This is a genomic window from Microbacterium hominis, assembly GCF_013282805.1.
Taxonomy (GTDB): Bacteria; Actinomycetota; Actinomycetes; order Actinomycetales; family Microbacteriaceae; genus Microbacterium; species Microbacterium hominis_B.
The window spans coordinates 2,761,400-2,783,589 of record NZ_CP054038.1 but is presented as its reverse complement, the minus strand read 5'-3'; the positions used below and the strand labels follow the sequence as shown (position 1 = coordinate 2,783,589).

The following is a 22,190-nucleotide window of genomic DNA, read 5'->3' as shown; positions in this document are numbered from 1 at the left end:
TCCTTCGGGAGTTCAGAACGCCGGGAGGCCGAGGGTCTCGTCGGGGTGCTCGTGGATCATGTAGGCGTCGAGCGTGGCCGAGCGGTGGCGGCGGGCCACCTTCTCGATCTCGCCCAGCGGGGCGGAGCTCTCGATGAGCTGCAGGATGTTCTCGTGCTCTCGCACGGATTCGGCGGCGCGACCGGGGACGAAGCTGAACGTCGAGTCGCGCAGGTGCCCGAGGCGGGCCCATTCGGCCCGGACGAGTTCGAGCATGCGCGGGTTGGCGCACTTCTCGAACAGCGTCGCGTGGAACTCCTGGTTGAGTGCCGTGAACGACCTCGGGTCGAAGTGGTCGAGGGTCTGGATCATGCGCTCGTTCACGGCGCGCGCACGCGCGATGTCCTCGTGGGTGAGGCGGCGCGCCGACAGCGCGGTGGCGGTGCCCTCGAGGATGGAGAGGGCCTGCATGGAGAACCGGTACTGCGAGTCGTCGACCATCGAGACCCGGGCGCCGACGTTGCGCTCGAACGTCACGAGCCCCTCGGCCTCGAGCTGGCGGATGGCCTCGCGCACGGGCACGACGCTCATGTCGAGATCGCCGGCGATCGAGCCGAGCACGAGCCGGTAGCCGGGCGTGAACTCCTGCGAGGCGATGCGCTGCTTGATCCAGTGATAGGCCTTCTGCGACTTGCTGAGGCTCTCCGGCGCCGCGGTCTGCGTATCAGGCATGGGCGCCTCCCTCCTGCTCGAAGCGGGCGCGCCATGCGGCGTTCATCGGGAACAGCCCGTCGACCGGGTGCCCCTCTGCCACGCGCTGCGCGATCCAGGCATCCTCGGCCTCCTGGGCGAGCGCGGCATCCGCGATCTCCTCGGCGATCGCGGCGGGGATGACGATGACGCCGTCGCTGTCGCCGACGATCACATCGCCGGGCTGCACCGTGGCGCCGCCGCACGCGATGGTGAGATCGACATCCCACGGCACGTGCTTGCGGCCGAGGACGGCCGGGTGGGCGCCGGAGGTGAAGACGGGGATGCCGACCGCGGCGACCGCGGCGGCATCCCGCACCCCGCCGTCGGTGACGATGCCGGCGGCCCCGCGGGCGTTCGCGCGGATCGCGAGCACGTCGCCGAGCGTGCCGGAGCCGGTCTCGCCGCGGGCTTCGATGACGATGACCTCGCCCTCGCCGACCGCGTCGAACGCGCGCTTCTGGGCGTTGTAGCCGCCGCCGTGGCTGCGGAAGAGGTCCTCGCGGTTGGGCACGAAGCGCAGCGTCCGGGCGGTGCCGACGAGCTTGGCGTCCGGATGCAGCGGGGCGACGCCGTCGATGTGCACGTTGTCCAGGCCCCGCTTGCGCAGTTGGCCCGAGAGCCCGGCGACCGGGGCCTCGACGAGCTTGGCGCGCAGGGCGGGGGAGAGGCCTGCGGCGGGGGAGGGGCCTGCGGCGGGGGAGGGGCCGGGGGCGGCATCCCCGTTGCCGAGAACAGGTGATCCGCCGGAGACAGGAGAATCCGCGCCGGAACGGCCTGCGCTCGCCGGATCACCTGTTTCGGGCAACGGCTCGGGCAGGCCCGCGGCCTCGCGGGACCCCCAGGCCTCGGTGCGCTGCAGGTCGTCGACGGCGGGGAGCGATCCGAGCGCGCCGTCGAACGGCGCGACGCCCTCGACGACGGTCGTGACCAGCCGGCCCGAGGTGGGGCCGCCGGGCACGTCGACCTCGACCTCGATGACATCGCCCGGCTGGGCGACCGACGATCCGGCCGGGGTGCCGGTGAGGATCACGTCGCCGGGCTCGAGGGTGAAGTGCTGCGAGAGGTCGGCGACCAGCTGCGGGAGGGAGAAGATCATGCCGGCGGCGGTGTCGTCCTGCACGAGCTCGCCGTTGAGCCAGGTGCGCACGCGCAGCGCGGCCGGGTCGATGGTGCGGGCGTCGATCAGGCCGGGGCCGATCGGGGTGTAGCCGTCGCCGCCCTTGGAGCGCACGTTCGAGCCCTTGTCGTTGGCGCGCAGGTCGTACAGGCCGAGATCATCGGATGCCGTCACCCACGCGACGTGCGACCACGCGGTCTCGAGCGGAACGCGGCGCGCGGCATCCCCGATCACGAGGGCGATCTCGCCTTCGAAGGCGAGCAGCTCGGTGCCGGCGGGGCGTTCGACGACGCCGCCGGAGGCGGCGACCGAGCTCGAGGGCTTGAAGAAGTAGGAGGGATGCTGCGGCCGGCGTCCGCGCTGGTCGGCGCGGGAGGCGTAGCTGAGGTGGATCGCGACGATCTTGCCCGGACGGCCGGGGAGGCCGCTGAACCGGGTGTCGGTCGTGGTGTCGGTGCTCATGAGCTCCCTCGCTCGTCGGTGGACCCTTGCGTCGTATCCGAAATCGTATATGATCATGTGGCATCCGGCAACCGCGAATTTCGAGCGGCTCGCCGGAGACGACGACGTCCGCACACGACACAGGAGTCACCATGAGTACATCGCCCGATCCCGGGTTCACCCCCACCGGCACCATCGCCGCGAGCACCGACCGTCGTCGTGTCGTGTTCGCGACCGTCGTCGGCACCACCGTCGAGTGGTACGACTTCTTCATCTACGCCTCGGCGGCAGGCCTCGTGTTCGGTCAGCTGTTCTTCGCCCCCGCCGGTGAGGGCTTCGCGCAGATCCTGAGCTTCCTCACCGTCGGCATCAGCTTCCTGTTCCGCCCCCTCGGCGCGTTCCTGGCCGGCCACTTCGGCGACCGGTTCGGCCGGCGCGTCGTGCTGATGTGGACGCTCATCCTCATGGGAGCGGCCACGACGCTCGTCGGGCTCCTCCCCACCTACGCCGCGATCGGCATCGCCGCGCCCATCCTGCTGATCGTGCTGCGCATCCTGCAGGGCGTCTCGGCGGGCGGCGAGTGGGGCGGCGCTGTGCTCATGGCGGTCGAGCACGCGCCCAAGAAGAGGCGCGGGGTCTTCGGCGCGTCGCCGCAGATCGGCGTGCCGCTGGGCCTGCTCCTGGCCTCCGGCATCATGGCGCTCATGGCGTTCATCGCGCCCGGTGACGCGTTCCTGGAGTGGGGCTGGCGCGTGCCGTTCCTGCTGTCGGTCGCCCTCATCCTCATCGGCTACTACGTGCGCCGCCGCGTGGAGGAGAGCCCGGTGTTCGCCGAGCTCGCCGAGCGCAAGGAGGAGACGAAGATGCCGATCATCCAGCTCTTCCGCCACCACGCGCTGCTCGTGCTCATCGCGGCGCTCGTCTTCGCCGGCAACAACGCCGTCGGGTACATGACCACGGGCGGCTACATCCAGCGCTACACGACCGATCCCGCCGGCCCCGTGGGCCTTGCGACCGCGGACGTGCTGGGCGCGGTGACGCTCTCGGCGGTCTCCTGGCTGGTGTTCACGTGGGTCGCGGGCTGGCTGTCGGATCGCATCGGGCGCCGCACGACGTACATCATCGGCTGGGTGCTGCAGCTGGCGGGCGTCTTCCTGCTGTTCCCCCTCGTCAACACCGGCAGCGTGGTCTCGCTCGCGCTCGGACTGTGCGTGCTGACGATCGGCCTCGGCTTCACCTACGGCCCGCAGGCGGCGCTGTACTCCGAGCTGTTCCCGGCCAGCATCCGCTTCTCGGGGGTGTCGATCTCCTACGCGCTCGGCGCGATCCTCGGTGGCGCGTTCGCCCCCACCATCGCGCAGGCGATCGTGCAGGCCACCGGCTCGACCGACGGCGTCACCTGGTACCTCGCCGGCATGACGGTGCTGGGCCTGGTCGCCACGCTGCTGCTGCGCGACCGCTCCGGCATCCCGCTCGGCCCCGACCATGAGGCCGAGCAGGCGAAGTCCCCGGTCTACGGGCTGTCGAGGGCCTGACCCGACCGCTCGACCTCCGCTGCTCCGCTGTCGCAATCGGTCGCCCTCGGCGCCGTTCGTGACAGCGGAGCAGTGGGCCTCGCGCCCGACCTTCGCGCCTCCGCTGTCGCAATCGGCGCCTGATCGGGCAGATCGCGACAGCGGAGCGGCGTGCGTCGGGGGTGGATGCCGCGGCGCGGGTTGCGTCGGGGGTGGATGCCGCGGCGCGGCGCGCCCGCGCGGGTACGGTGAACGCATGGAGGTCGGCTTCACGCTCCGCCAGCTCGAATACTTCGTCGCGGCGGCCGAGCACGGATCGCTGAGCGCCGCGGCGGCGGTCTGCCACGTGTCCACGGCCGCCCTCGCGCAGGCGGTGACCGAGCTCGAGCGCAGCGTGGGTGCGCAGCTGCTCGTGCGCCGGCGCTCCAAGGGCGTCGGGCTGACCGCCGCCGGCGTGGCGTTCCTCGCCGACGCCCGGCCCCTGCTCCGCCAGGCCGGCGACGTGCAGGCGCGGGTCGCGGAGCGCCAGCACGGCCTCGTAGGCCCGCTGGCACTCGGCTGCTACACCACACTCGTGCCGTTCTGGGTGCCCGCGATCACTGCCGACTTCATCCGCCCGCACCCGCGCCTGGAGATGACGGTCGAGGAGGGTGACGCCGCTGTGCTGCAGCAGCGCATGATCGAGGGCTACCTCGACGCGGTGCTCACCCACCGCCGCCACCTCGTGCCCGGCGTCGAGGCCCACACCGTCAAGCCCGGGCGGCCCTACGTGCTGCTTCCGGCCGCGCACCCCCTCGCCGCGATGCCGGCGGTCACCCTCGAGGAACTGCGCGACCTGGACTACATCCAGCTCGACGTGCCGAGCGTGCGCGACAACCAGCTCGCGAATCTGCGCGCCTCGGGCCTGGACCCCCACGTGCGCTGGCGGTCGTCGAGCTTCGAGGCGGTGCGGGGGATGGTGGGCCGGGGGCTCGGCTACACCGTGCTGGTGCAGCGCTCGCCGGTGGACCTGACCTACGACGGGCTGCCCGTGCGGGCGGTCGAGATCGACGGCGAGATCGGCCACAGCGACATCTGCATCGCCACCACGAGCGATCAGCGCCCGAGCTTCCGGCTCCAGGCGCTGATCGATTTCTGCGTGCGGGTGGGCGAGGATCCCCCGGCGCCGGAGGGCGCCGGGGGATCCTCGCTCAGAACTCCGTCTTCGTGAGGTCCTGGGTGCGGCCCTCCTTGATCGTCAGCAGCACCAGTCCGCTCACGACGAAGGTTCCCGCCCACACCAGGGCCAGCATCCACAGCTCGCCGCCGGCGAGGGCCACCAGCCCCGCGGCGATCATGGGCGTGAATCCGGCGCCGAGGGTCGAGGAGAGCTGGTAGACCAGCGAGGCGCCCGTGTAGCGCATGCGGGTCGGGAACAGCTCCGCCGTGAAGGCGCCGAACGGTCCGAAGATCGTGCCCTGCACCAGGCCGTTGGCGATGAACAGGGCGATCGCGAACGCCCACAGCTCTCCGATGCCGAGGAGGAAGATCATCGGGTAGGCGGCGACCGCGCCCGCGATGATGCCGATCGCCATGACCCGCTTGCGGCCCAGGCGGTCGGAGGCGCGCGCCGAGAACCACACCGCGATCACCGTGAGCAGCGCGCCGATCGCCTTGATGTTGAGCACGCCGGTCTGCGACACGCCGACCTGGTCGACGACGTACGAGATCGCCCACACCGTCATGAGCCCCTGCACGGTGTACGAGCTCATGCCGACGATGGTTCCGGCGACGACGTTGCGCGGGTAGCGGGTGAGCACCTCCAGCAGCGGCAGGCGGCGCTTCTCGGCCTCGGTCTCCAGCGCCAGGAACAGCGGCGACTCGCTGACCTTCAGTCGCACGATCAGCCCCACGCCGACGAGCACCACGCTCGCGAGGAACGGGATGCGCCAGCCCCACGCCAGGAACTGCTCCGTCGGCAGCACCGACACGGCCGAGACCGCGAGGGTGGCCAGCACCGCACCGGCGGGGCCGCCCATGTTCGCGAAGCTCGCCGCGAATCCGCGGCGCTCCGCGGGGGCGTGCTCGAGGGCCATGAGCATCGCGCCGCCCCACTCGCCTCCCACGGCGAGCCCCTGCACGATGCGCAGCAGGATCAGGGCGATGGGGGCCAGCATCCCGATCTGGGCGGTGGTGGGCAGCAGGCCGATGCAGGTGGTGGCCACGCCCATCATCACCATCGACAGGATCAGTACGCCCTTGCGCCCGAGCATGTCGCCGAAGTGGCCGAACACGATGCCGCCGATGGGGCGTGCGAGGTAGCCGACCGCGAGGGTGGCGAACGAGCTGAAGATCGCCACAGCGGGGTCGAGGTTCACGAAGAACACCTTGCTGAACACCAGCGAGGCGGCGGTGGCGTACAGGATGAAGTCGTAGAACTCGATGGCACTGCCGAGGAAGCTCGAGGTGAGGATGCGCCTCATCTCGGGCGAGGAGAGACTGTGCTCCTGCTGTCGCTGCTCGGTCGTGTCCTTCATCGGACTCTCGGTCGTGGTCATGATGCAACCGCCATTTCATCTTCGTCGATGGATGCCGCGGCGGGAACCGCGGCGGTGGAGAACGGGATGGTGTCCAGGTCGTCGGGGATGAGGAACGTCCCGTCGAAGCCCGGCGCGTGCGAACGCCAGACGGCGTCGGGGGTGGTGCCCGGCACCAGGTGGTGCAGGGCGAGGGTGGGGACCCCGGCGCGGTGGGCGATGTCGATCGCGTCGGCCGGAGAGGTGTGCGACCGGCGATGGTGCGAGATGGATGCCCGCGCCGCGTCGTCGTCGAGCCCGCCGTAGCTGCGCTCCACCCAGTCGAAGTCGATCGCCTCGTGCAGCAGCAGGTCGCTGCCGGCGGCGAGCCGGGTGAGGTTCTCGCAGGGCGCGGTGTCGCCGGAGATGGTCACCGACCCCTCGACGGTGTCGAAGCGGAAGGCGAACGCCGGAGCGATCGGCGGGTGCTGCACCAGCGTCGCGGTGACGGTGACCAGGTCGTCGCGGTAGATCTCGAACGGCGCCATGCCCGCGGGGGTCGGGTTCTCGTTCGGGTGGTAGCCGGTGCGGGAGGGGATCGCGATGTCGCGCGCGGTGAAGTGCACCTGCGGCGAGGGACGCAGCGCGTCGAGGATGCGGTCGTTCAGGTCGGTCGCGTGCGCCCGCAGCATGAGGTCGAACATCTCCGCGGTGCCGGGGGTGGGCGAGGCGGGGTTCAGGGGGCGGGGCGTCTTCGTCGCCAGCGGGGAGACGGGAGGAAGGATGCCGCGGTCGCCGGGACCCAGGATCGTGATGGGCGTCTGCCCCGGCGTGAGGCTGAACATGCCGAAGAGGGCGAGGCTGGCGAGGTCGACGGTGTGGTCGGAGTGGAGGTGGGTGAGGAAGATGCCGCGCAGGTCCGCCACCGACAGCCCCGCGAGCATCAGCTGGCGGCCGACGCCCGATCCGGCATCCACGAGGTAGACGGCGTCGCCGACGACGACTGCGGTGGAGATGCCCGCGCGGCGTCCGGCGTTCGGGCCGGTCCACCAGCGGGGGCCGCCGGCCGTGCCGAGGGTGATGATTCGGGGGTTCAAGGTGGTCATCGTCGATCCGTTCGCATCCGTCGTCGGGTGTTGCGAACATGCTCGTCCGAGGTGCTAACCCCTCGCAAACGGGAAAAACCCCGATGCTTCTCAGGTTCTGCCTGAGAAGTACCGCTGCTCCGCTGTCGCAATCGGCGCCCCACCCAGCAGATTGCGACAGCGGAGCAGCGTGCGTCGGGTGGACGGCGTCGGCACGGGGTGCGTCGGGGGTGGATGCCGCGCTCAGCGCGTGCGCAGTCCGTCGAGCGCCGTCGCGACGACGTCGTGGGCGAGGCGCTCGGCGTCGACCGGTCCGCCGGGCCGGTACCACTCGGTGAGGGAGTTGACCATGCCGAAGATGAGGCGCGTGGCCACCGCGCTGTCGATGTCGGCGCGCACCTGGCCGGCGGCCTGGGCCGCCGCCACGAGCTCGGTCACGCGATGGTCGAAGGCGCGCCGTCGCGCGAGGGCCGCGCGCTCGATGTCGCTGTTGCCCCGCACCCGCAGCAGGAGCGTCACGTACGGGAGCCTGTCGACCAGCACCCGCACCGCGCCGCGCAGCACGGCATCCACTCTCTCGACGGGGGTGCCGGCGGTCGCGGCGGGCTCGTCGAGCACGCCTTCGAGGGCGTCGAGCGCCTCGTCGAGGGCGAGCGCGAGCAGCTGCTCCTTCGCGGCGAAGTGGTGGTACAGCGCCGACTTGGTCACCCCCAGGCGTGCGGCGAGGTCGGCCACGGAGGTCGCGTCGTAGCCCTGCTCGATGAAGAGGGCGACGGCCGCCTCGAGCACCTGCGCGCGGTCGTATCCGGGGCGTCCGCGGCGCGGCGCGGCCGGCGCCGCGGGGCTCGGGAGCGCGGGGGACGACATGGCACCAGTGTGGCAGGGGAGCCCGGTTCCGTAAATACTGAACGATCGGTAAGATAATCCCGGCCCGCGACGGTGCGGGATGGAAGGATGACGGTGTCCGAGACCTCGCTGCGCATCGAACGGCACGTCGACCGGGTGGTCGCCACTCTCGATCGACCCTCGAGCCGCAACGCCATCGACCAGGCCCTGATCGACGCCCTGCACGAGCTGTGCGCGGACCTCGAGGCCGATCCGCGCGTGCTCATCGTCACCGGCGCAGGAGGAGTCTTCGCGTCGGGGGCCGATATCGCCCAGCTGCGCGAGCGGCGCGCCGACGACGCCCGGCGCGGCATCAACACGCACGCCTTCGCCCGGATGCGCGCCCTCCCGATGCCGGTGATCGCCGCGATCGACGGCTATGCCCTGGGCGGCGGCGCCGAGCTCGCCTACGCCGCCGACCTGCGCATCGGCACCCCGCGCCTGCGCATCGGCAACCCCGAGACGGGCCTCGGCATCATCGCCGCCGCCGGGGCGACCTGGCGCCTTCCGCAGATCGTGGGGGAGGCGCGGGCGGCCGAGCTGCTGCTGACCGGTCGCATCCTCGACGGCGACGAGGCCTGCGCGTGGGGGCTCGTGTCATCGCTGCACGCGCCCGACGAGCTCATGCCCGCCGCCCACGCCCTCGCCGACCGCATCGTCGCCAACGACGCGCGCGCCACCCGCCACACCAAGACCGCGCTCGCCGCGGCAGACCACCCGGGCCTCGAGCTGGAGCTGCAGGCCGAGCTGTTCGAGAGCCCCGAGAAGGAGCGCCGCATGACCGCGTTCCTGGAGAGGCGCAACCGATGATCCCCGAGCGGGTCGGCGTGATCGGCGGCGGCCGGATGGGCGCCGGCATCGCCCACGCGTTCGCGCTGGCCGGTGCGCAGGTGGTGGTCGTCGAACGCGACGCGGAGGCGGCGGGAGCGGCATCCACCCGCGTCTTCGAGGGTCTCCGCCACAGCATCGACCGCGGCACGACGCAGCGCCGCGTCGAGGACTTCGCGCTGGAATTCGCGACCGACGCCGCGGCGCTCGCCGGCTGCGGGGTCGTCGTGGAGGCGGTACCCGAGGACCTCGACCTCAAACGCGCGGCCCTCGCCCGCGCCGAGGCGGCGACCGGGCCGGAGGCCGTGCTGGCCACGAACACGTCGTCGATCCCGATCGGCGAGCTGGCGGCAACCCTCGCCTGCCCGGAGCGGTTCCTCGGGCTGCACTTCTTCAATCCGGTGCCGGCGTCGGCGCTGGTGGAGATCGTCGTCGGCGCGGCGACCGATCCCGCCCGGGTCGGCGACGCCCGCGCGTGGGTCGAGGCCCTCGGCAAGACGCCGGTGGTGGTGCGCGACAGCCCCGGGTTCGCATCGAGCCGTCTCGGTCTCGTGCTGGGACTGGAGGCGATCCGCATGCTCGAGGAGGGCGTCGCCAGCGCCGCCGACATCGACGCCGCGATGGAGCTCGGCTACCGGCATCCCGTCGGTCCCCTCAAGACGACCGATCTCGTGGGCCTCGACGTGCGCCTGGGCATCGCCGAGCAGCTGCACGCGCGGCTGGGCGACCGGTTCTCACCCCCCGACCTCTTGCGGCGCATGGTCGCCGACGGACACCTCGGCCGGAAGACCGGCCGCGGATTCTACGAATGGAGCGACAAGTGACAGTTCTGCCGAGCTACGTGCGCGACGGATGGTGGATGCCGCAGCCCGGCGCCGCCGCCACGACGGTGCGCGACGCCTCGACCGGCGAGGTCGTGACCGAGGTCAGCGCCGAGGGACTCGACCTCGCCGCCGTGCTCCACCACGCCCGCACCGTCGGGCAGGCCAGCCTCGGGGCGCTGAGCTTCCACAAGCGTGCGCTGCTTCTGAAGGAGTTCGCGATCGCGCTGACCGCACGCAAGGAGGAGCTCTACGCGCTCTCCCAGCACGCCGGAGCCACGGTGCGCGATTCGCTGAGCGATGTCGACGGCGGCATCGGTGTGCTGTTCACCTACGCCTCCAAGGGGCGCCGCGAGCTGCCGAACACGCAGGTCGTGCTCGACGGGCCGGTCGAGAGCCTCGCCCGCGACGGGTCATTCCTCGGCCGGCATGTGTTCACGCGCCTGACCGGGGTGGCGGTGCAGATCAACGCCTTCAACTTCCCGATGTGGGGCGCCCTGGAGAAGTTCGCGCCCGCGTTCCTGGCCGGAGTGCCCTCTGTCGTCAAGCCTGCGACACCGACCGCTTACGTCGCCGAGGCGTGGGTGCGGATCCTCGTGGAATCAGGCGCGCTGCCCGCCGGAACGCTTCAGCTTGTCAGCGGCAGCGTGCCGACGCTGTTCGAGCACCTGCGTCTCGGAGACCTCGTCGGGTTCACCGGCAGCGCCGGCACGGCGGCGTTCCTGCGCGATGCCGCGCCGACCGGCGTGCGGTTCACGAGCGAGACCGACTCCATCAACGCCTCGGTGCTCGGCCCCGACGCGGTACCGGGAACCCCGGAGTTCGACGCGTTCGTGAAGCAGCTCATGGTGGAGCTCACCACCAAGGCCGGGCAGAAGTGCACCGCCATCCGACGCGCCATCGTGCCGACGGCCGCGGTCGAGAGCGTCGTCGAGGCGCTGCGGGCCAAGATCGCCGAGCGCGTCGTCGTGGGTGACCCGCGGGCGGGGGCGGTGACGATGGGGCCGCTCGTGTCGCTGGAGCAGCGCGACGAGGTGCTGCAGGCCGTGCGCCGGCTGATGGATGCCGGCGGGGAGCTGCTGCTCGGCGGCATCGACGTGCCCGAGGTCGTGCGCGCCGACGGAACGACGGGGCCCGCGCCCGACGGAGCGTTCGTCGCCCCGATGCTGCTCGGGTTCGACGCGGCAGCGCCCGACGAGGTGCACGAGATCGAGGCGTTCGGCCCGGTGGCGAGCGTGCTCGCCTACGAGACCGCCGCCGAGGCGGCCGATCTCGTACGCCGCGGCGGCGGATCTCTGGTGACCAGCGTCGCCACGCACGACCCGGCGTTCGCGACCGAGATGCTCGTCGGCACCGCCGCCTGGAACGGCCGGCTCCTGTTCCTCGACCGCGACGACGCCCGCACCTCCACTGGTCACGGCGCACCCGTGCCGCACCTCGTGCACGGCGGCCCCGGCCGCGCGGGTGGGGGCGAGGAGCTCGGCGGCATCCGCGCCGTCATGCACCACATGCAGCGCACCGCCGTGCAGGGCTCGCCGGCCATGCTCACGGCGCTCACCGGCGTGTGGCACACCGGCGCCGCGGCGCGCAGCGACCGGCATCCCTTCCGCAAGTCGCTCGCCGAGCTCGCCGTCGGCGACCAGCTCGCCTCGGCGTCGCGGCCGGTGACCCTCGACGACATCGAGACCTTCGCGCGCTTCACGGGCGACACCTTCTACGCGCACATGGACGAGGAGGCCGCCGCGGCGAACCCCTTCTTCCCGGGCCGGGTGGCGCACGGCTACCTGCTCGTCTCGTGGGCCGCCGGCCTGTTCGTCGACCCCGATCCGGGGCCGGTGCTGGCCAACTACGGCCTCGAGAACCTGCGGTTCGTGACGCCGGTCTCGCCCGACGACCAGGTACGGGTCGTGCTCACCGCGAAGCAGATCACGCCCCGCGAGACCGACGAGTACGGCGAGGTGCGGTGGGACGCCGTCATCTACAACCAGCGCGACGAGACGGTGGCCACGTACGACGTGCTGACGCTCGTCGCCAAGGAGCACGCGGGGGCGCCGACGGAGGAGCGCGCCGTGGAGCACGCCGATGCCTGAGGTCGACCCCGCGGTGCACTTCGCGGGGCAGCGCGAGATGCTGCGGCGAGACCGCGCGTCGGCGATGCTCGGCATGGTCGTCGCGCGCGACGAGCCGGGCGACGTCGTGGTCTCGATGCCGGTGCGCGAGGACCTCACCAACGGGTTCGGCATCACCCACGGCGGCATCGTGTTCGCCTTGGCCGACACGGCGTTCGCGATGGCGTGCAACGAGGACGACGCGGTCACGGTGGCCGCGGGCGCCGACATCACCTTCCTCGCGTCGACGCGGGCGGGGCAGACGCTCACCGCGCACGCGCGCCGCCGCGCCCGTTCGGGGCGCACGGGGTGTACGACGTCACCGTGAGCGACGAGTCGGGAACGGTCGTGGCGGAGTTCCGCGGCCGATCGGTCACCACCCGGCGCGCGGTCTGACGGGATGCCGGTTGCCGCGGCATCCACCCGGATCTAGACTTACTGAACGAACGGTCTGTAAATGAGGAGTCGATGATGACGACCGAGCAGGAGACGTTCGACGCGCTGATCGCCGCCGAGCAGCGCATCGAGCCGCGGGACTGGATGCCGGATGCCTACCGGCGCACGCTCATCCGGCAGATCTCACAGCACGCGCACTCCGAGATCATCGGCATGCAGCCCGAGGGCAACTGGATCACGCGGGCGCCGAGCCTCAAGCGCAAGGCGATCCTGATGGCGAAGGTGCAGGACGAGGCCGGTCACGGGCTCTACCTGTACTCGGCGGCCCAGACCCTCGGGATCACGCGCGACGAGATGACCGCACAGCTCATCGAGGGCCGCGCGAAGTACTCGTCGATCTTCAACTACCCGACCCCGACGTGGGCGGACATGGGCGCGATCGGATGGCTCGTCGACGGCGCCGCGATCTGCAACCAGGTGCCGCTGTGCCGGGCCTCGTACGGGCCGTACGGGCGCGCCATGGTGCGCATCTGCAAGGAGGAGTCGTTCCACCAGCGGCAGGGGTTCGAGATCCTGCTCGCCCTCATGCAGGGCACGGACGCCCAGCGGCAGATGGCGCAGGACGCGGTCGACCGCTGGTACTGGCCCTCGCTCATGATGTTCGGGCCGCCCGATGACCAGTCGCCGAACTCCGCCCAGTCGATGGCCTGGAAGATCAAGCGGTTCTCCAACGACGAGCTGCGCCAGCGGTTCATCGGCATGCTCGTGCCGCAGGCGGAGGTGCTCGGGGTGACCCTCCCCGATCCGGAGCTGCGCTGGGACGAGGAGGCCGGCCGCTGGCACACCAGCGAGATCGACTGGACCGAGTTCCACGAGGTGCTCGCCGGGCGCGGTCCGATGAACGCCGAGCGCATCCGCGCGCGCCGTGACGCGCACGAGGACGGCGCCTGGGTGCGCGAAGCCGCCGCCGCGTACGCTGCGCGCACGGCTTCGCATGCCGCCGCAGCGGCCGGCGCGGCGGAGGTGGCGTGATGGCGACTCCGGGCGCCTCCGAGCGCGAGACCTGGCCGCTGTGGGAGGTGTTCGTGCGCGCCTCGCGCGGGCTGTCGCACGTGCACGCCGGGTCGCTGCACGCCCCCGACGCCGACATGGCGGTGCGCAACGCCCGCGATCTGTACACGCGCCGCGGCGAGGGCACGTCGATCTGGGTCGTGCCGTCGGAGGCGATCACCACGAGCGACCCCGACAGCAAGGGCGCCTACTTCGAGAGCCCCGCGGGCAAGAACTACCGTCACGCCGTGTACTACGCGGCCTCCGAGGGGGTGCCGCACCTGTGAGCGATCCGCACGGCGACGTGACCGTCGAGCAGCTGCGGCTGGCCGACGAGCTCGCGGGAGAGGGCGGGCGCGCGGCGACCGCCGAGGTCGCGGAGTACGCGCTGTGGCTCGGCGACGACGCGCTGATCCTGTCGCAGCAGCTGGGCGCGTGGATCGCGCGAGCACCGGAGCTCGAGGAGGATGTGGCCCTTGCCAACATCGCCCTCGACCTGCTCGGGCACGCGCGGTCGCTGCTCCATTACGCCGGCGGCTTCGACGGCCGCACGGAGGACGACCTGGCGTACGGGCGCGACGAGCCCGACTTCCGGTGCGCGTGGCTGTTCGCCCAGCCCAACGGAGACTTCGCGCAGACCATCGCGCGGCAGCTGGTGGCATCCGCGTATCAGTTCGCGCTCTACACGGCGCTCGCCGAATCGGCCGACCCGACGCTCGCCGCCATCGCCGCGAAGGCGGTGAAGGAGGTCGAGTACCACCGCGACCACGCCGTGCAGTGGACCCTGCGGCTCTCCGGAGGCACCGACGAGTCGCGCCGCCGCCTGCTGCGGGCCGTCGGCGACGTGTGGCCGTACGTCGACGAGCTGTTCCGCGACGAGCCGCTCATCGACCGGCTCGACGGGGTCGCGGTGCGTCCCTCGAGCCTGCGGCCGGAGTTCGACGCGGTGATCGCCGCTGTCTTCGCCGAGGCCGACATCGCGCTTCCGGCGGGGCCGTCGTCATCGGGAGGCGGGCGGCGCGGCATCCACTTCCCGGACCTGGCCTACATCCTCGCCGAGATGCAGGTGCTCGCCCGTCAGCACCCGGGGGCGACATGGTGACCGAGCGCGAGCGCGAGGCGTGGGAGGCGGCATCCACGGTTCTCGACCCGGAGGTGCCGGTGCTCACGATCGCCGATCTCGGGATCCTGCGGGACGTCGCCGTCCACGGCGACCGCGTGCGGGCCACGATCACGCCCACCTACTCCGGCTGCCCCGCGGTCGAGGCGATCCGCGACGACCTCACCCTCGCCCTCACCGCCGCGGGCTTCGCCGAGGTGGAGGTGCGCGTCGCGCTCGCGCCGGCGTGGACCACCGACTGGATGACCGCGGCCGGCAAGGAGAAGCTCCGCGACTACGGCATCGCGCCGCCCGGGCCGCGCCGCACGGGCGGGCCGATCCCGCTCGCGCTGTCGGTGCGGTGCCCCCGGTGCGGGTCGCTCGACACCCGCGAGATCGCCCGCTTCGGCTCCACCGCGTGCAAGGCGCTGTACGAGTGCCGCGCGTGCCTGGAGCCCTTCGACCACTTCAAGGCGCACTGATGGATCATGTGGATGCCGGCCCCGCCGCCCCGGAGGGCACGGCCGAGCAGGTGGCCGAGGCGCTGCTGTCGAGCGCCGTCGGCGGCGCCACCGCGCCGGGGCGGCGACGGACCCGCTTCCACCCGCTGCGGGTCGCCGAGGTGCGCGCGCTCACCGACGACGCGGTCGAGGTGACCTTCGCGATCCCCGAGGCCCTGCACGGGGAGTTCGACTACCTCGCCGGTCAGCACGTCGCCCTGCGGGCCACGATCGACGGGCACGAGATGCGCCGGTCGTACTCGCTGTGCCGCCCTCCGGCGCCGGGCTCGATCAGCGTGGCGATCAAGCGCGATCGGGGCGGGCGGTTCTCGACGTGGGCGCAGACGCAGCTGCGACCGGGCGACGAGATCGACGTGATGAGTCCCCAGGGGACCTTCACCTCCACGATCGCGGCGCTCGACGGTGCGCACGTGGCCGGCATCGCCGCCGGCTCGGGCATCACGCCGATGATGGCGCTCGCCGCGACCGTGCTCGCGCGGTCGGAGACCTCGCGGTTCACCCTCGTGTACACGAATCGGTCGACGAGCGACGTCATGTTCGCCGACGACCTCGCCGACCTCAAGGACCGGTATCCCACCCGCCTCGCGCTGCACCACGTGCTCTCGCGGGAGCAGCGCACGGCGCCGCTGCTGTCGGGGCGCATCGACGAGCCGCGACTGCGGCGCATCCTCGACGCGCTCGTGCTGCCCGAGACGGTCGACGAATGGTTCCTGTGCGGTCCGTTCGCCCTGGTGCAGCTGTGCCGCGACACCCTGGCCGACGTGGGCGTGGATGCCGCGCACGTGCGCTACGAGCTGTTCACGACCGGCGAGCCCGGCCGCGAGGAACCCGGACGGGGCCGGCCGGTCGAGGTGCGCGACGACGAGCCGGTGCGGCGGATCGACTTCTCGCTCGACGGGCAGTCCTCGAGCGTCGAGAGCCCCGTCGCCGCGCACGAGTCGATCCTCAACGCCGCGCTGCGGGTGCGGCCCGACGTGCCCTTCGCGTGCGCCGGCGGCGTGTGCGGCACGTGCCGTGCGCGACTGGTCGAAGGATCGGTCACGATGACCGAGAACTACGCGCTCGAGCCCGACGAGCTCGAGCGCGGCTTCGTGCTCACCTGCCAGTCCCACCCCACGACCGATCGCGTCGTGGTCGACTACGACGTCTGAGGAGTGTCGCGATGATCCGTCTGTCCGTGGATGCCGGTGTCGCGGAGGTCGTGCTCGATGCCCCCGAGAAGCTCAATGCGCTCACCCTGGCCGGGCTCGAGGAGCTCGAGACCGCGTACGCCGATGCCGAGACGGCCGGAGTTCGCGCCCTCGTGCTGCGCGGTGAGGGGCGGGGGTTCTGCGCCGGCCGTGACATCGCCGGGGTGGATGCCGCCACCGACGACGTGCCGGGCTACCTCGGCGCGGTGGAGAGGGTGATGCGGCGCATGGCCGCCTTCCCCGCGCCGACCTTCGCCGCCGTGCACGGCGCGTGCCTGGGGGTGGGGCTCGGCCTCGCGATCGCGACCGACGTCGTCTACGTCGCCGAGAACGCCAAGGTCGGCTCGCCGTTCGCGGGGCTCGGCGCGCTGCTGGACTCTGGCGGTCACGCGCTGCTGTTCGAGCGGCTCGGCGCCCACCGCGCGCTCGACCTCATCTACACCGGAGACCTGCTCTCGGGCGCCGAGGCGGTCGCCGCCGGACTGTTCAGCAGGGCGCTGCCCGGCGACGAGGTGGTCGCGTTCACGCGGGAGAGGGCGCAGCGTGCGGCATCCGGCCCCACTCAGGCGTTCCTCGCCTCGAAGCGTCTCATCGGGCGCCTCGCGGGGGAGCGGCTGTGGGAGGTCATCGCCGACGAGACCCGCGGGCAGGCGGCGCTGCAGGCGACCGCCGACTACCGCGAGGGCTTCGCGGCGTTCCAGCAGAAGCGGCGTCCGGAGTTCCGCGGGGCGTGACGCCGGTCCGCGTCAGGAGTTCACGCGGATGATCTCGTGCTGGTACGGCGCCACGACGGTGCCGGAGATGCGGCAGTCGAGCACCAGGAAGGGCCGGGATGCCGCATCCTCGGCCGCCCACGACGCCAGGCGGTCGAGGTCGGCGAGCGTGCGCACGACGACGCCCTCGGCGCCCACGCCGCCCGCCAGCGCGGCGAAATCGACCTCGGGGATGAGCATCGGACCCTCGGCGAGGCCCTTCAGTCCGTAGAGGTTCACCTCGGCGCCGTAGGCGGCGTCGTTCCACACCACCGCGACCCCGCGACCGCCCGCGACCCGCACCGCGGTCTCGAGGTCGGCGAGGGCCATGAGTCCGCCGCCGTCGCCGCTGGTGAGCACGATCGTGGCCTCGGGCTGGGCGAGGGCCGCGCCGGGCACCGAGGGCCAGCCCAGGCCGATCGACTGGAATGCCGTGCCGACCATCATCATGCGGTCGGGTGAGGCCACCGGCCAGAACATGTTCGCCCAGCCGATGAAGTGGCCGCCGTCGGAGACGACGACGCGATCCTCCGGAAGGAGTTCGCCGATGCGGGCGGCCACCGAGCGCGGGTCGAGGCGCCCGTCGGGAGCCACGGCGTCGCCGGTGTCGTACGTGCGCAGCGGGGCGATCTCGACCGACTCCCGCCATCCGCTGGCGGGGCCCCCGGCCGTGCGCAGCGCGTCGACGACGGCGGATGCCACCACCGCGGCATCCCCGCGGACATAGCCCCCCACGTGCGGATGGGTCGCGGCCGGGGAGACATCGACCTGGAACACGCGCGTCCCGGGCGCGAAAAGGTCGCCGAAGCGCATCGTGAACTGGTTCAGCGACGCGCCGAAGACGACCGCGACGTCGGCCTCGTGCACGAGCGCCATCGCACCCTCGGCCCCGAAGCCGCCGGTGACTCCCAGATCGAACTCGCCGCGCGGGAAGATGCCGCGGCCGAGCGCGGTGGATGCCGTGACCGCGCCGGTCAGGTCGGCGAGCTCTCCGAGCGCGTCGCCTGCTCCCGCCAGCCACGCGCCACGGCCGGCCAGCAGGAACGGGCGCTTCGCCGACGCGAGGGCGGCGGCGAGGTCGTCGACGGCGCCGAGCGCGAAGGGCCCGGCCGGGGCGAGCGGGGCCGGCAGGCGCGGCTCCAGGGTCTCGGGCACCTCGCCGGCGTCGCGCGCCGCGACGTCGTAGGGGATGGCCAGCACCGTGGGCACGCGGTAGGTGAGGGCGTGCTCGATCGCGATGACGGTCGTGGCCGCGGCATCCATGCGTCCGACGGTGTAGGTGCGGGCCCCGACCGCCGACGCGAGCGCGATCTGGTCGACGTCCCACGGGCGTGGGCCCGAGGTCGGCTCGTCGCCCACGACGAGCACCAGCGGCACGTGGGCCTGCACGGCCTCGGCGAGGGCGGTGAGCGTGTTCGTGAACCCGGCGCCGTAGGTCGCGGTGGCCGCGGCGAGGCGCCCCGACGCGCGGAAGAACGCGTCGGCGGCCACGACGCCGCCCGCTTCGTGGCGGACGGCCGTGAACTGCACGTCGGTGGAGCGCTCGAGGGCGTCGAGGAAGTACGCGTTGCCGTTGCCCATCAGACCGAAGACATGGTCGATGTGGCGGGCGAGGGTGAGGGCGACGTGCGCCGAGACGGTGGGCATGGCGAAGGCTTTCGAGACGGAACGGAGTATCAGGCCGTATGTGTCTCGCGCGCACCGCGGGTCGCGGGGCTGGCTGCGTGCCCATTTTTCGAGCACCGGGCGGCGCAGGTGCACCGCCGGACATCATGAGTATAGGCGCGTGCCAAGATGGCGGGATGAAGACGATCCAGCTGCGCCGGTACACGCTCGTCGAGGGGGAGTACGACGCGTTCGTCGCCTGGTGGCAGACGTGGATGCCGCGCGTGCGGCGCGGGGCCGGATTCACGATCGAGTTCGCCTACGGCATCCCCGAGACCAACGAGTTCGTGTGGGCGGTGAGCGCGCCCGGCGACGCCGACGCGTTCGCCGCGACCGAGCAGGCGTACATGGCCTCGGCTGCGCGCGCGGAGGCCTTCGACGGAGTGCCGCAGCGCGTCGCCGAGTACAACATCGGCTTCGTGGCGGACTTCTCGCCCGCCCGCTGACCTGCCGGCCGGGAGGTTCCGGGCCCCGCGCGTGCAGAACTCCGGAGATTTCGCTCCGATCCGGTCGGATGGGGTCGGCGGCTCGGACATCGTGCGCAGATCTCCGGAGTTCTGCAGGGCGCGCCGCGGGGAGCCGCCCGGCCGCAGCGTCGGCCGGGCGCCGTCAGCCGCCCAGGGCGTCGCGGATCGCGGCCGCCGTGCGTGACAGCCGTGCGGCGATCTCGGCGTCGTCGTGCGTGCTGGCCACGAACACGACAGCGACGGCCGCGGGGCCCCGGCCCCGCAGGGCGAGGGGCACGGCCACGGCGCGCAGCGTCGGGATGACCTCGTCGTGGCTCGTCGCGAAGCGGCGGGCGGCGGCCGCGCGCACCTCGTCGCGGAGCCGGGCGTCCATGCCGTCCGGCCACGCGGGCTCCGCCAGCAGCGACAGGATCGCCTTGCCCGGCGCGCCCCGGGTGACCGGATGCCGCGTGCCGGGGCGCTGGGCGACCGCGTTGACGGCGTGCCGGGGCTCGACCGAGGCCAGCGTCACGCACTCCTCGTGGTCGAGGACCGAGAGGAAGCACGTCATTCCCAGCTCGTTCGCCACGGCGGTGAGCTCGGGGAGCGCCTCGGCCTGCAGGTCGTGGGCGACGCCGGCGGCGAGGGCCGCGAGGCGCGCGCCGAGTTCGACCAGGCCCGCGGAGTCCCGTTCGATGAGGCCGTGGTCCTCGAGGGTGCGCAGCAGCCGGTAGGCGACCGAGCGATGCACGCCGAGCCGTCGGGCGATCTCGTCGATCGCGAGCGGGCCGCGGGCGTCGGCGAGGATCTCCAGGATCCGGATGCCGCGGCTCAGCGTCTGCGAGGCCGGGGCGCGCTCCTCGGTCATGACACCTCCGGGGTTCCGCTTTGCGGCGAAGTCGTATACGATCTGTTCAATAGTAGAACGGTGTGTTCGAATATAGAACGCACCGATCATGACCGCAAGCAGCGTCGCAGTGCGACCTCTCGACATCGTCGTTCGAGGAGGACAACCCATGCAGTTCCATCACCACGGGTATGTATCGGGCAACCCGCTCGTGCTCCCCGCCGCCGGCACCGGCGTCGACCGCCCGGCGGACCTTCCCGACGAGATGGACGTGCTCATCGTCGGCTCGGGGCCGGCGGGCATGCTGCTGGCCGCCCAGCTCTCGCAGTTCCCCGACGTCACGACCCGCATCATCGAGCGGCGTGACGGGCGTCTCGTGCTCGGCCAGGCCGACGGCATCCAGCCGCGCAGCGTCGAGACCTTCCAGGCGTTCGGCTTCGCCGAGCGCATCGTCGCCGAGGCGTACAACATCGCCTACATGAACTTCTGGGGCCCCGACCCCGAGAACCCGCGCGACATCATCCGCACCTCGCGCACCGAGGACTACGCGTACAAGATCAGCGAGTTCCCGCACCTGATCGTGAACCAGGCGCGCGTGCTCGACTACTTCGCCGAGGCGGCCCTCCACGGCCCCGGCCGGATCGCGCCCGACTACGGGGTGGAGTTCCTCGGCCTCACCGTGCACGAGAGCGGCGAGCACCCGGTCGAGGTGCGCGTGCGCCACACGACCGGCCCCCGCGCCGGCGAGGAGCGCACGATCCGCGCGACCTACGTCGTCGGCAGCGACGGGGCCCGCAGCGGCGTGCGCGAGGCGATCGGCCGCGTGCACGTGGGCGCGTTCGCCGCCCACGCCTGGGGCGTCATGGACGTGCTGGTCAACACCGACTTCCCCGACTGGCGCACCAAGTGCGCGATCAACTCCGAGGCCGGCAACATCCTGCTCATCCCGCGCGAGGGCGGCTACCTGTGCCGCGTGTACGTCGATCTCGGCGAAGTCGCCGCCGACGACGACCACCGGGTGCGCCAGACGCCCATCGAGGATGTCATCGCCAAGGCCAACGCGATCCTGCATCCCTACACGCTCGATGTGAAGCAGGTCGCCTGGAGCAGCGTCTACGAGGTCGGCCACCGCGTGACCGACCGCTTCGACGACGGAGACGAAGGCCGCGACCCGCACGTGTTCCTCACCGGCGACGCCTGCCACACCCACAGCGCGAAGGCCGGGCAGGGCATGAACGTCTCGATGCAGGACGGCTACAACCTCGGCTGGAAGCTCGGTCACGTCGTGACGGGACTGGCTCCGGCATCCCTCCTGCAGACCTACTCGGCCGAGCGGCAGCCGGTCGCCCAGCAGCTCATCGACTTCGACCGCGAGTGGTCCTCGCTCATGGCCCGCAAGCCCGAGGAGATCTCCGACCCGCAGGAGCTCGCCACCTTCTACCTCGGCACCGCCGAGTTCCCGTCGGGGTTCATGACCCAGTACGGGCCGTCGGCGATCGTGACGGATGCCGCCCACCAGGCGCTCGCCGCCGGGTTCCCGCTCGGCAAGCGGCTGAAGTCCGCCGAGGTCACTCGCGTGAGCGACGGCAACGTCGTGCACCTGGGGCACCACGCCAAGGCGGACGGTCGATGGCGCATCTACGCGTTCGCCGACGCACCCGCGGCGGGTGAACCGTCCGCGCTGTCGGACTGGGCCGAGTGGATGTCGGCTCCCGACGCACCGCTTTCCCGTCACACCCCCGAGGGGGCCGACATCGACGCGGTCTTCGACGTGAAGGTCGTCTACCAGCAGCGCTTCGAAGACGTCGACATCTCGCGGGTGCCTGAGCTTTTCCTGCCCCGGACGGGTCCTCTCGGCCTGACCGACTGGGAGAAGGTCTTCGCGGCGGGCGCCGACGGGTGGCGGGACAACGACATCTTCGCCGAGCGGGAGCTCTCCCGTGACGGAGTGGTGGTCGTCGTGCGCCCCGATCAGTACGTCGCGGCGGTGCTTCCGCTGACGGCGACCGAGGAGCTGTCGGCGTTCTTCGCCGGCGCGCTGACCGATCAGCGTTCGATGGCAACGGCGCGCTGACGTCGCCCGAACCCGTCCACCGGGGCGAGAAAGCCCCATCATCTGTACATCGTGTATATCGGCCGCGACGAGCGGCCGCGGGCAGAATGGCCCGAAAGCGTGCGAAATCGGGATGCCGCGGCAT

21 protein-coding genes are annotated in these 22,190 nt (G+C 72.1%); 14 read left to right on the top strand and 7 right to left on the bottom strand.

What is annotated here, in order from left to right:
* Positions 1-12: 12 nt before the first annotated feature.
* Positions 13-711: a GntR family transcriptional regulator gene (locus HQM25_RS12630; protein ID WP_172990554.1), complete on the bottom strand. Its 699-nt coding sequence runs from the start codon at positions 709-711 to the stop codon at positions 13-15.
* The gene (locus HQM25_RS12625) at positions 704-2,311 is read right to left on the bottom strand and encodes a fumarylacetoacetate hydrolase family protein (RefSeq protein WP_172990553.1); all 1,608 of its coding nucleotides are present in this window, start codon (positions 2,309-2,311) and stop codon (positions 704-706) included. The genes HQM25_RS12630 and HQM25_RS12625 overlap by 8 nt, the downstream gene beginning before the upstream one ends.
* A gap of 131 nt (positions 2,312-2,442) precedes the next feature.
* Here HQM25_RS12625 and HQM25_RS12620 point away from each other — a divergent pair, with 131 nt between their 5' ends.
* Positions 2,443-3,825 (top strand): MFS transporter, encoded by a 1,383-nt coding sequence (locus HQM25_RS12620; RefSeq protein WP_172990552.1) that lies wholly within the window; start codon positions 2,443-2,445, stop codon positions 3,823-3,825.
* Positions 3,826-4,060: 235 nt separating this feature from the next.
* Complete coding sequence (locus tag HQM25_RS12615; RefSeq protein WP_172990551.1) at positions 4,061-5,014, top strand: LysR substrate-binding domain-containing protein; 954 nt, start codon at positions 4,061-4,063, stop codon at positions 5,012-5,014.
* Here HQM25_RS12615 and HQM25_RS12610 read toward each other — a convergent pair.
* The 3 genes from HQM25_RS12610 to HQM25_RS12600 form a co-directional block, all read right to left on the bottom strand.
* Positions 4,995-6,341: an MFS transporter gene (locus tag HQM25_RS12610; RefSeq protein ID WP_172990550.1), complete on the bottom strand. Its 1,347-nt coding sequence runs from the start codon at positions 6,339-6,341 to the stop codon at positions 4,995-4,997. The genes HQM25_RS12615 and HQM25_RS12610 overlap by 20 nt on opposite strands.
* On the bottom strand, positions 6,338-7,405 hold the full coding sequence (locus HQM25_RS12605; RefSeq protein ID WP_172990549.1) for an MBL fold metallo-hydrolase: 1,068 nt from the start codon (positions 7,403-7,405) through the stop codon (positions 6,338-6,340). The genes HQM25_RS12610 and HQM25_RS12605 overlap by 4 nt, the downstream gene beginning before the upstream one ends.
* 222 nt (positions 7,406-7,627) lie before the next feature.
* Positions 7,628-8,251, bottom strand: a complete 624-nt coding sequence (locus HQM25_RS12600) for a TetR/AcrR family transcriptional regulator (protein ID WP_172990548.1) — start codon at positions 8,249-8,251, stop codon at positions 7,628-7,630.
* A gap of 87 nt (positions 8,252-8,338) precedes the next feature.
* Here HQM25_RS12600 and HQM25_RS12595 point away from each other — a divergent pair, with 87 nt between their 5' ends.
* The 10 genes from HQM25_RS12595 (at position 8,339) to HQM25_RS12550 (ending at position 17,016) form a co-directional block, all read left to right on the top strand.
* Complete coding sequence (locus HQM25_RS12595; protein ID WP_172990547.1) at positions 8,339-9,079, top strand: enoyl-CoA hydratase/isomerase family protein; 741 nt, start codon at positions 8,339-8,341, stop codon at positions 9,077-9,079.
* A complete protein-coding gene (locus HQM25_RS12590; RefSeq protein ID WP_172990546.1) occupies positions 9,076-9,921 on the top strand; it encodes a 3-hydroxyacyl-CoA dehydrogenase family protein in 846 nt (281 codons plus the stop codon). The genes HQM25_RS12595 and HQM25_RS12590 overlap by 4 nt, the downstream gene beginning before the upstream one ends.
* Before the next feature lie 35 nt (positions 9,922-9,956).
* Positions 9,957-12,008 (top strand): phenylacetic acid degradation bifunctional protein PaaZ, encoded by a 2,052-nt coding sequence (gene paaZ / locus HQM25_RS12585; protein ID WP_254359692.1) that lies wholly within the window; start codon positions 9,957-9,959, stop codon positions 12,006-12,008.
* Positions 12,001-12,354, top strand: a complete 354-nt coding sequence (locus tag HQM25_RS12580) for a hotdog fold thioesterase (protein WP_367948272.1) — start codon at positions 12,001-12,003, stop codon at positions 12,352-12,354. Before paaZ ends, HQM25_RS12580 begins: the two co-directional genes overlap by 8 nt.
* A gap of 143 nt (positions 12,355-12,497) precedes the next feature.
* A complete protein-coding gene (gene paaA / locus HQM25_RS12575; protein ID WP_254359328.1) occupies positions 12,498-13,454 on the top strand; it encodes a 1,2-phenylacetyl-CoA epoxidase subunit PaaA in 957 nt (318 codons plus the stop codon).
* Complete coding sequence (gene paaB / locus HQM25_RS12570; protein WP_172990543.1) at positions 13,454-13,759, top strand: 1,2-phenylacetyl-CoA epoxidase subunit PaaB; 306 nt, start codon at positions 13,454-13,456, stop codon at positions 13,757-13,759. The genes paaA and paaB overlap by 1 nt, the downstream gene beginning before the upstream one ends.
* Positions 13,756-14,574 (top strand): 1,2-phenylacetyl-CoA epoxidase subunit PaaC, encoded by an 819-nt coding sequence (paaC, locus tag HQM25_RS12565; RefSeq protein ID WP_172990542.1) that lies wholly within the window; start codon positions 13,756-13,758, stop codon positions 14,572-14,574. The genes paaB and paaC overlap by 4 nt, the downstream gene beginning before the upstream one ends.
* Positions 14,568-15,053 (top strand): 1,2-phenylacetyl-CoA epoxidase subunit PaaD, encoded by a 486-nt coding sequence (gene paaD, locus HQM25_RS12560; protein ID WP_172990541.1) that lies wholly within the window; start codon positions 14,568-14,570, stop codon positions 15,051-15,053. The genes paaC and paaD overlap by 7 nt, the downstream gene beginning before the upstream one ends.
* Entirely contained in the window at positions 15,053-16,243 is a 1,191-nt protein-coding gene (gene paaE, locus HQM25_RS12555; RefSeq protein ID WP_172990540.1) for a 1,2-phenylacetyl-CoA epoxidase subunit PaaE, read from the top strand. The genes paaD and paaE overlap by 1 nt, the downstream gene beginning before the upstream one ends.
* An 11-nt stretch (positions 16,244-16,254) precedes the next feature.
* Positions 16,255-17,016, top strand: coding sequence for an enoyl-CoA hydratase/isomerase family protein (locus HQM25_RS12550; RefSeq protein ID WP_172990539.1), 762 nt, complete (start codon positions 16,255-16,257; stop codon positions 17,014-17,016).
* 12 nt (positions 17,017-17,028) lie between these two features.
* On the opposite strand, the gene HQM25_RS12545 is transcribed toward HQM25_RS12550, so the two are convergent.
* Positions 17,029-18,681 (bottom strand): thiamine pyrophosphate-binding protein, encoded by a 1,653-nt coding sequence (locus HQM25_RS12545; protein WP_172990538.1) that lies wholly within the window; start codon positions 18,679-18,681, stop codon positions 17,029-17,031.
* A 155-nt stretch (positions 18,682-18,836) separates the two neighbouring features.
* On the opposite strand from HQM25_RS12545, the gene HQM25_RS12540 reads away from it, so the two are divergent.
* The gene (locus HQM25_RS12540) at positions 18,837-19,145 is read left to right on the top strand and encodes a hypothetical protein (protein WP_172990537.1); all 309 of its coding nucleotides are present in this window, start codon (positions 18,837-18,839) and stop codon (positions 19,143-19,145) included.
* Positions 19,146-19,308: 163 nt separating this feature from the next.
* Here the strand turns inward: HQM25_RS12540 and HQM25_RS12535 are convergent, their stop codons facing one another.
* Positions 19,309-20,013 (bottom strand): IclR family transcriptional regulator, encoded by a 705-nt coding sequence (locus HQM25_RS12535; protein ID WP_172990536.1) that lies wholly within the window; start codon positions 20,011-20,013, stop codon positions 19,309-19,311.
* 148 nt (positions 20,014-20,161) lie between these two features.
* Between HQM25_RS12535 and HQM25_RS12530 the strand changes: the two genes are divergently transcribed.
* The gene (locus HQM25_RS12530; protein ID WP_172990535.1) at positions 20,162-22,066 is read left to right on the top strand and encodes an FAD-dependent monooxygenase; all 1,905 of its coding nucleotides are present in this window, start codon (positions 20,162-20,164) and stop codon (positions 22,064-22,066) included.
* The last annotated feature ends 124 nt before the right edge of the window (positions 22,067-22,190 follow it).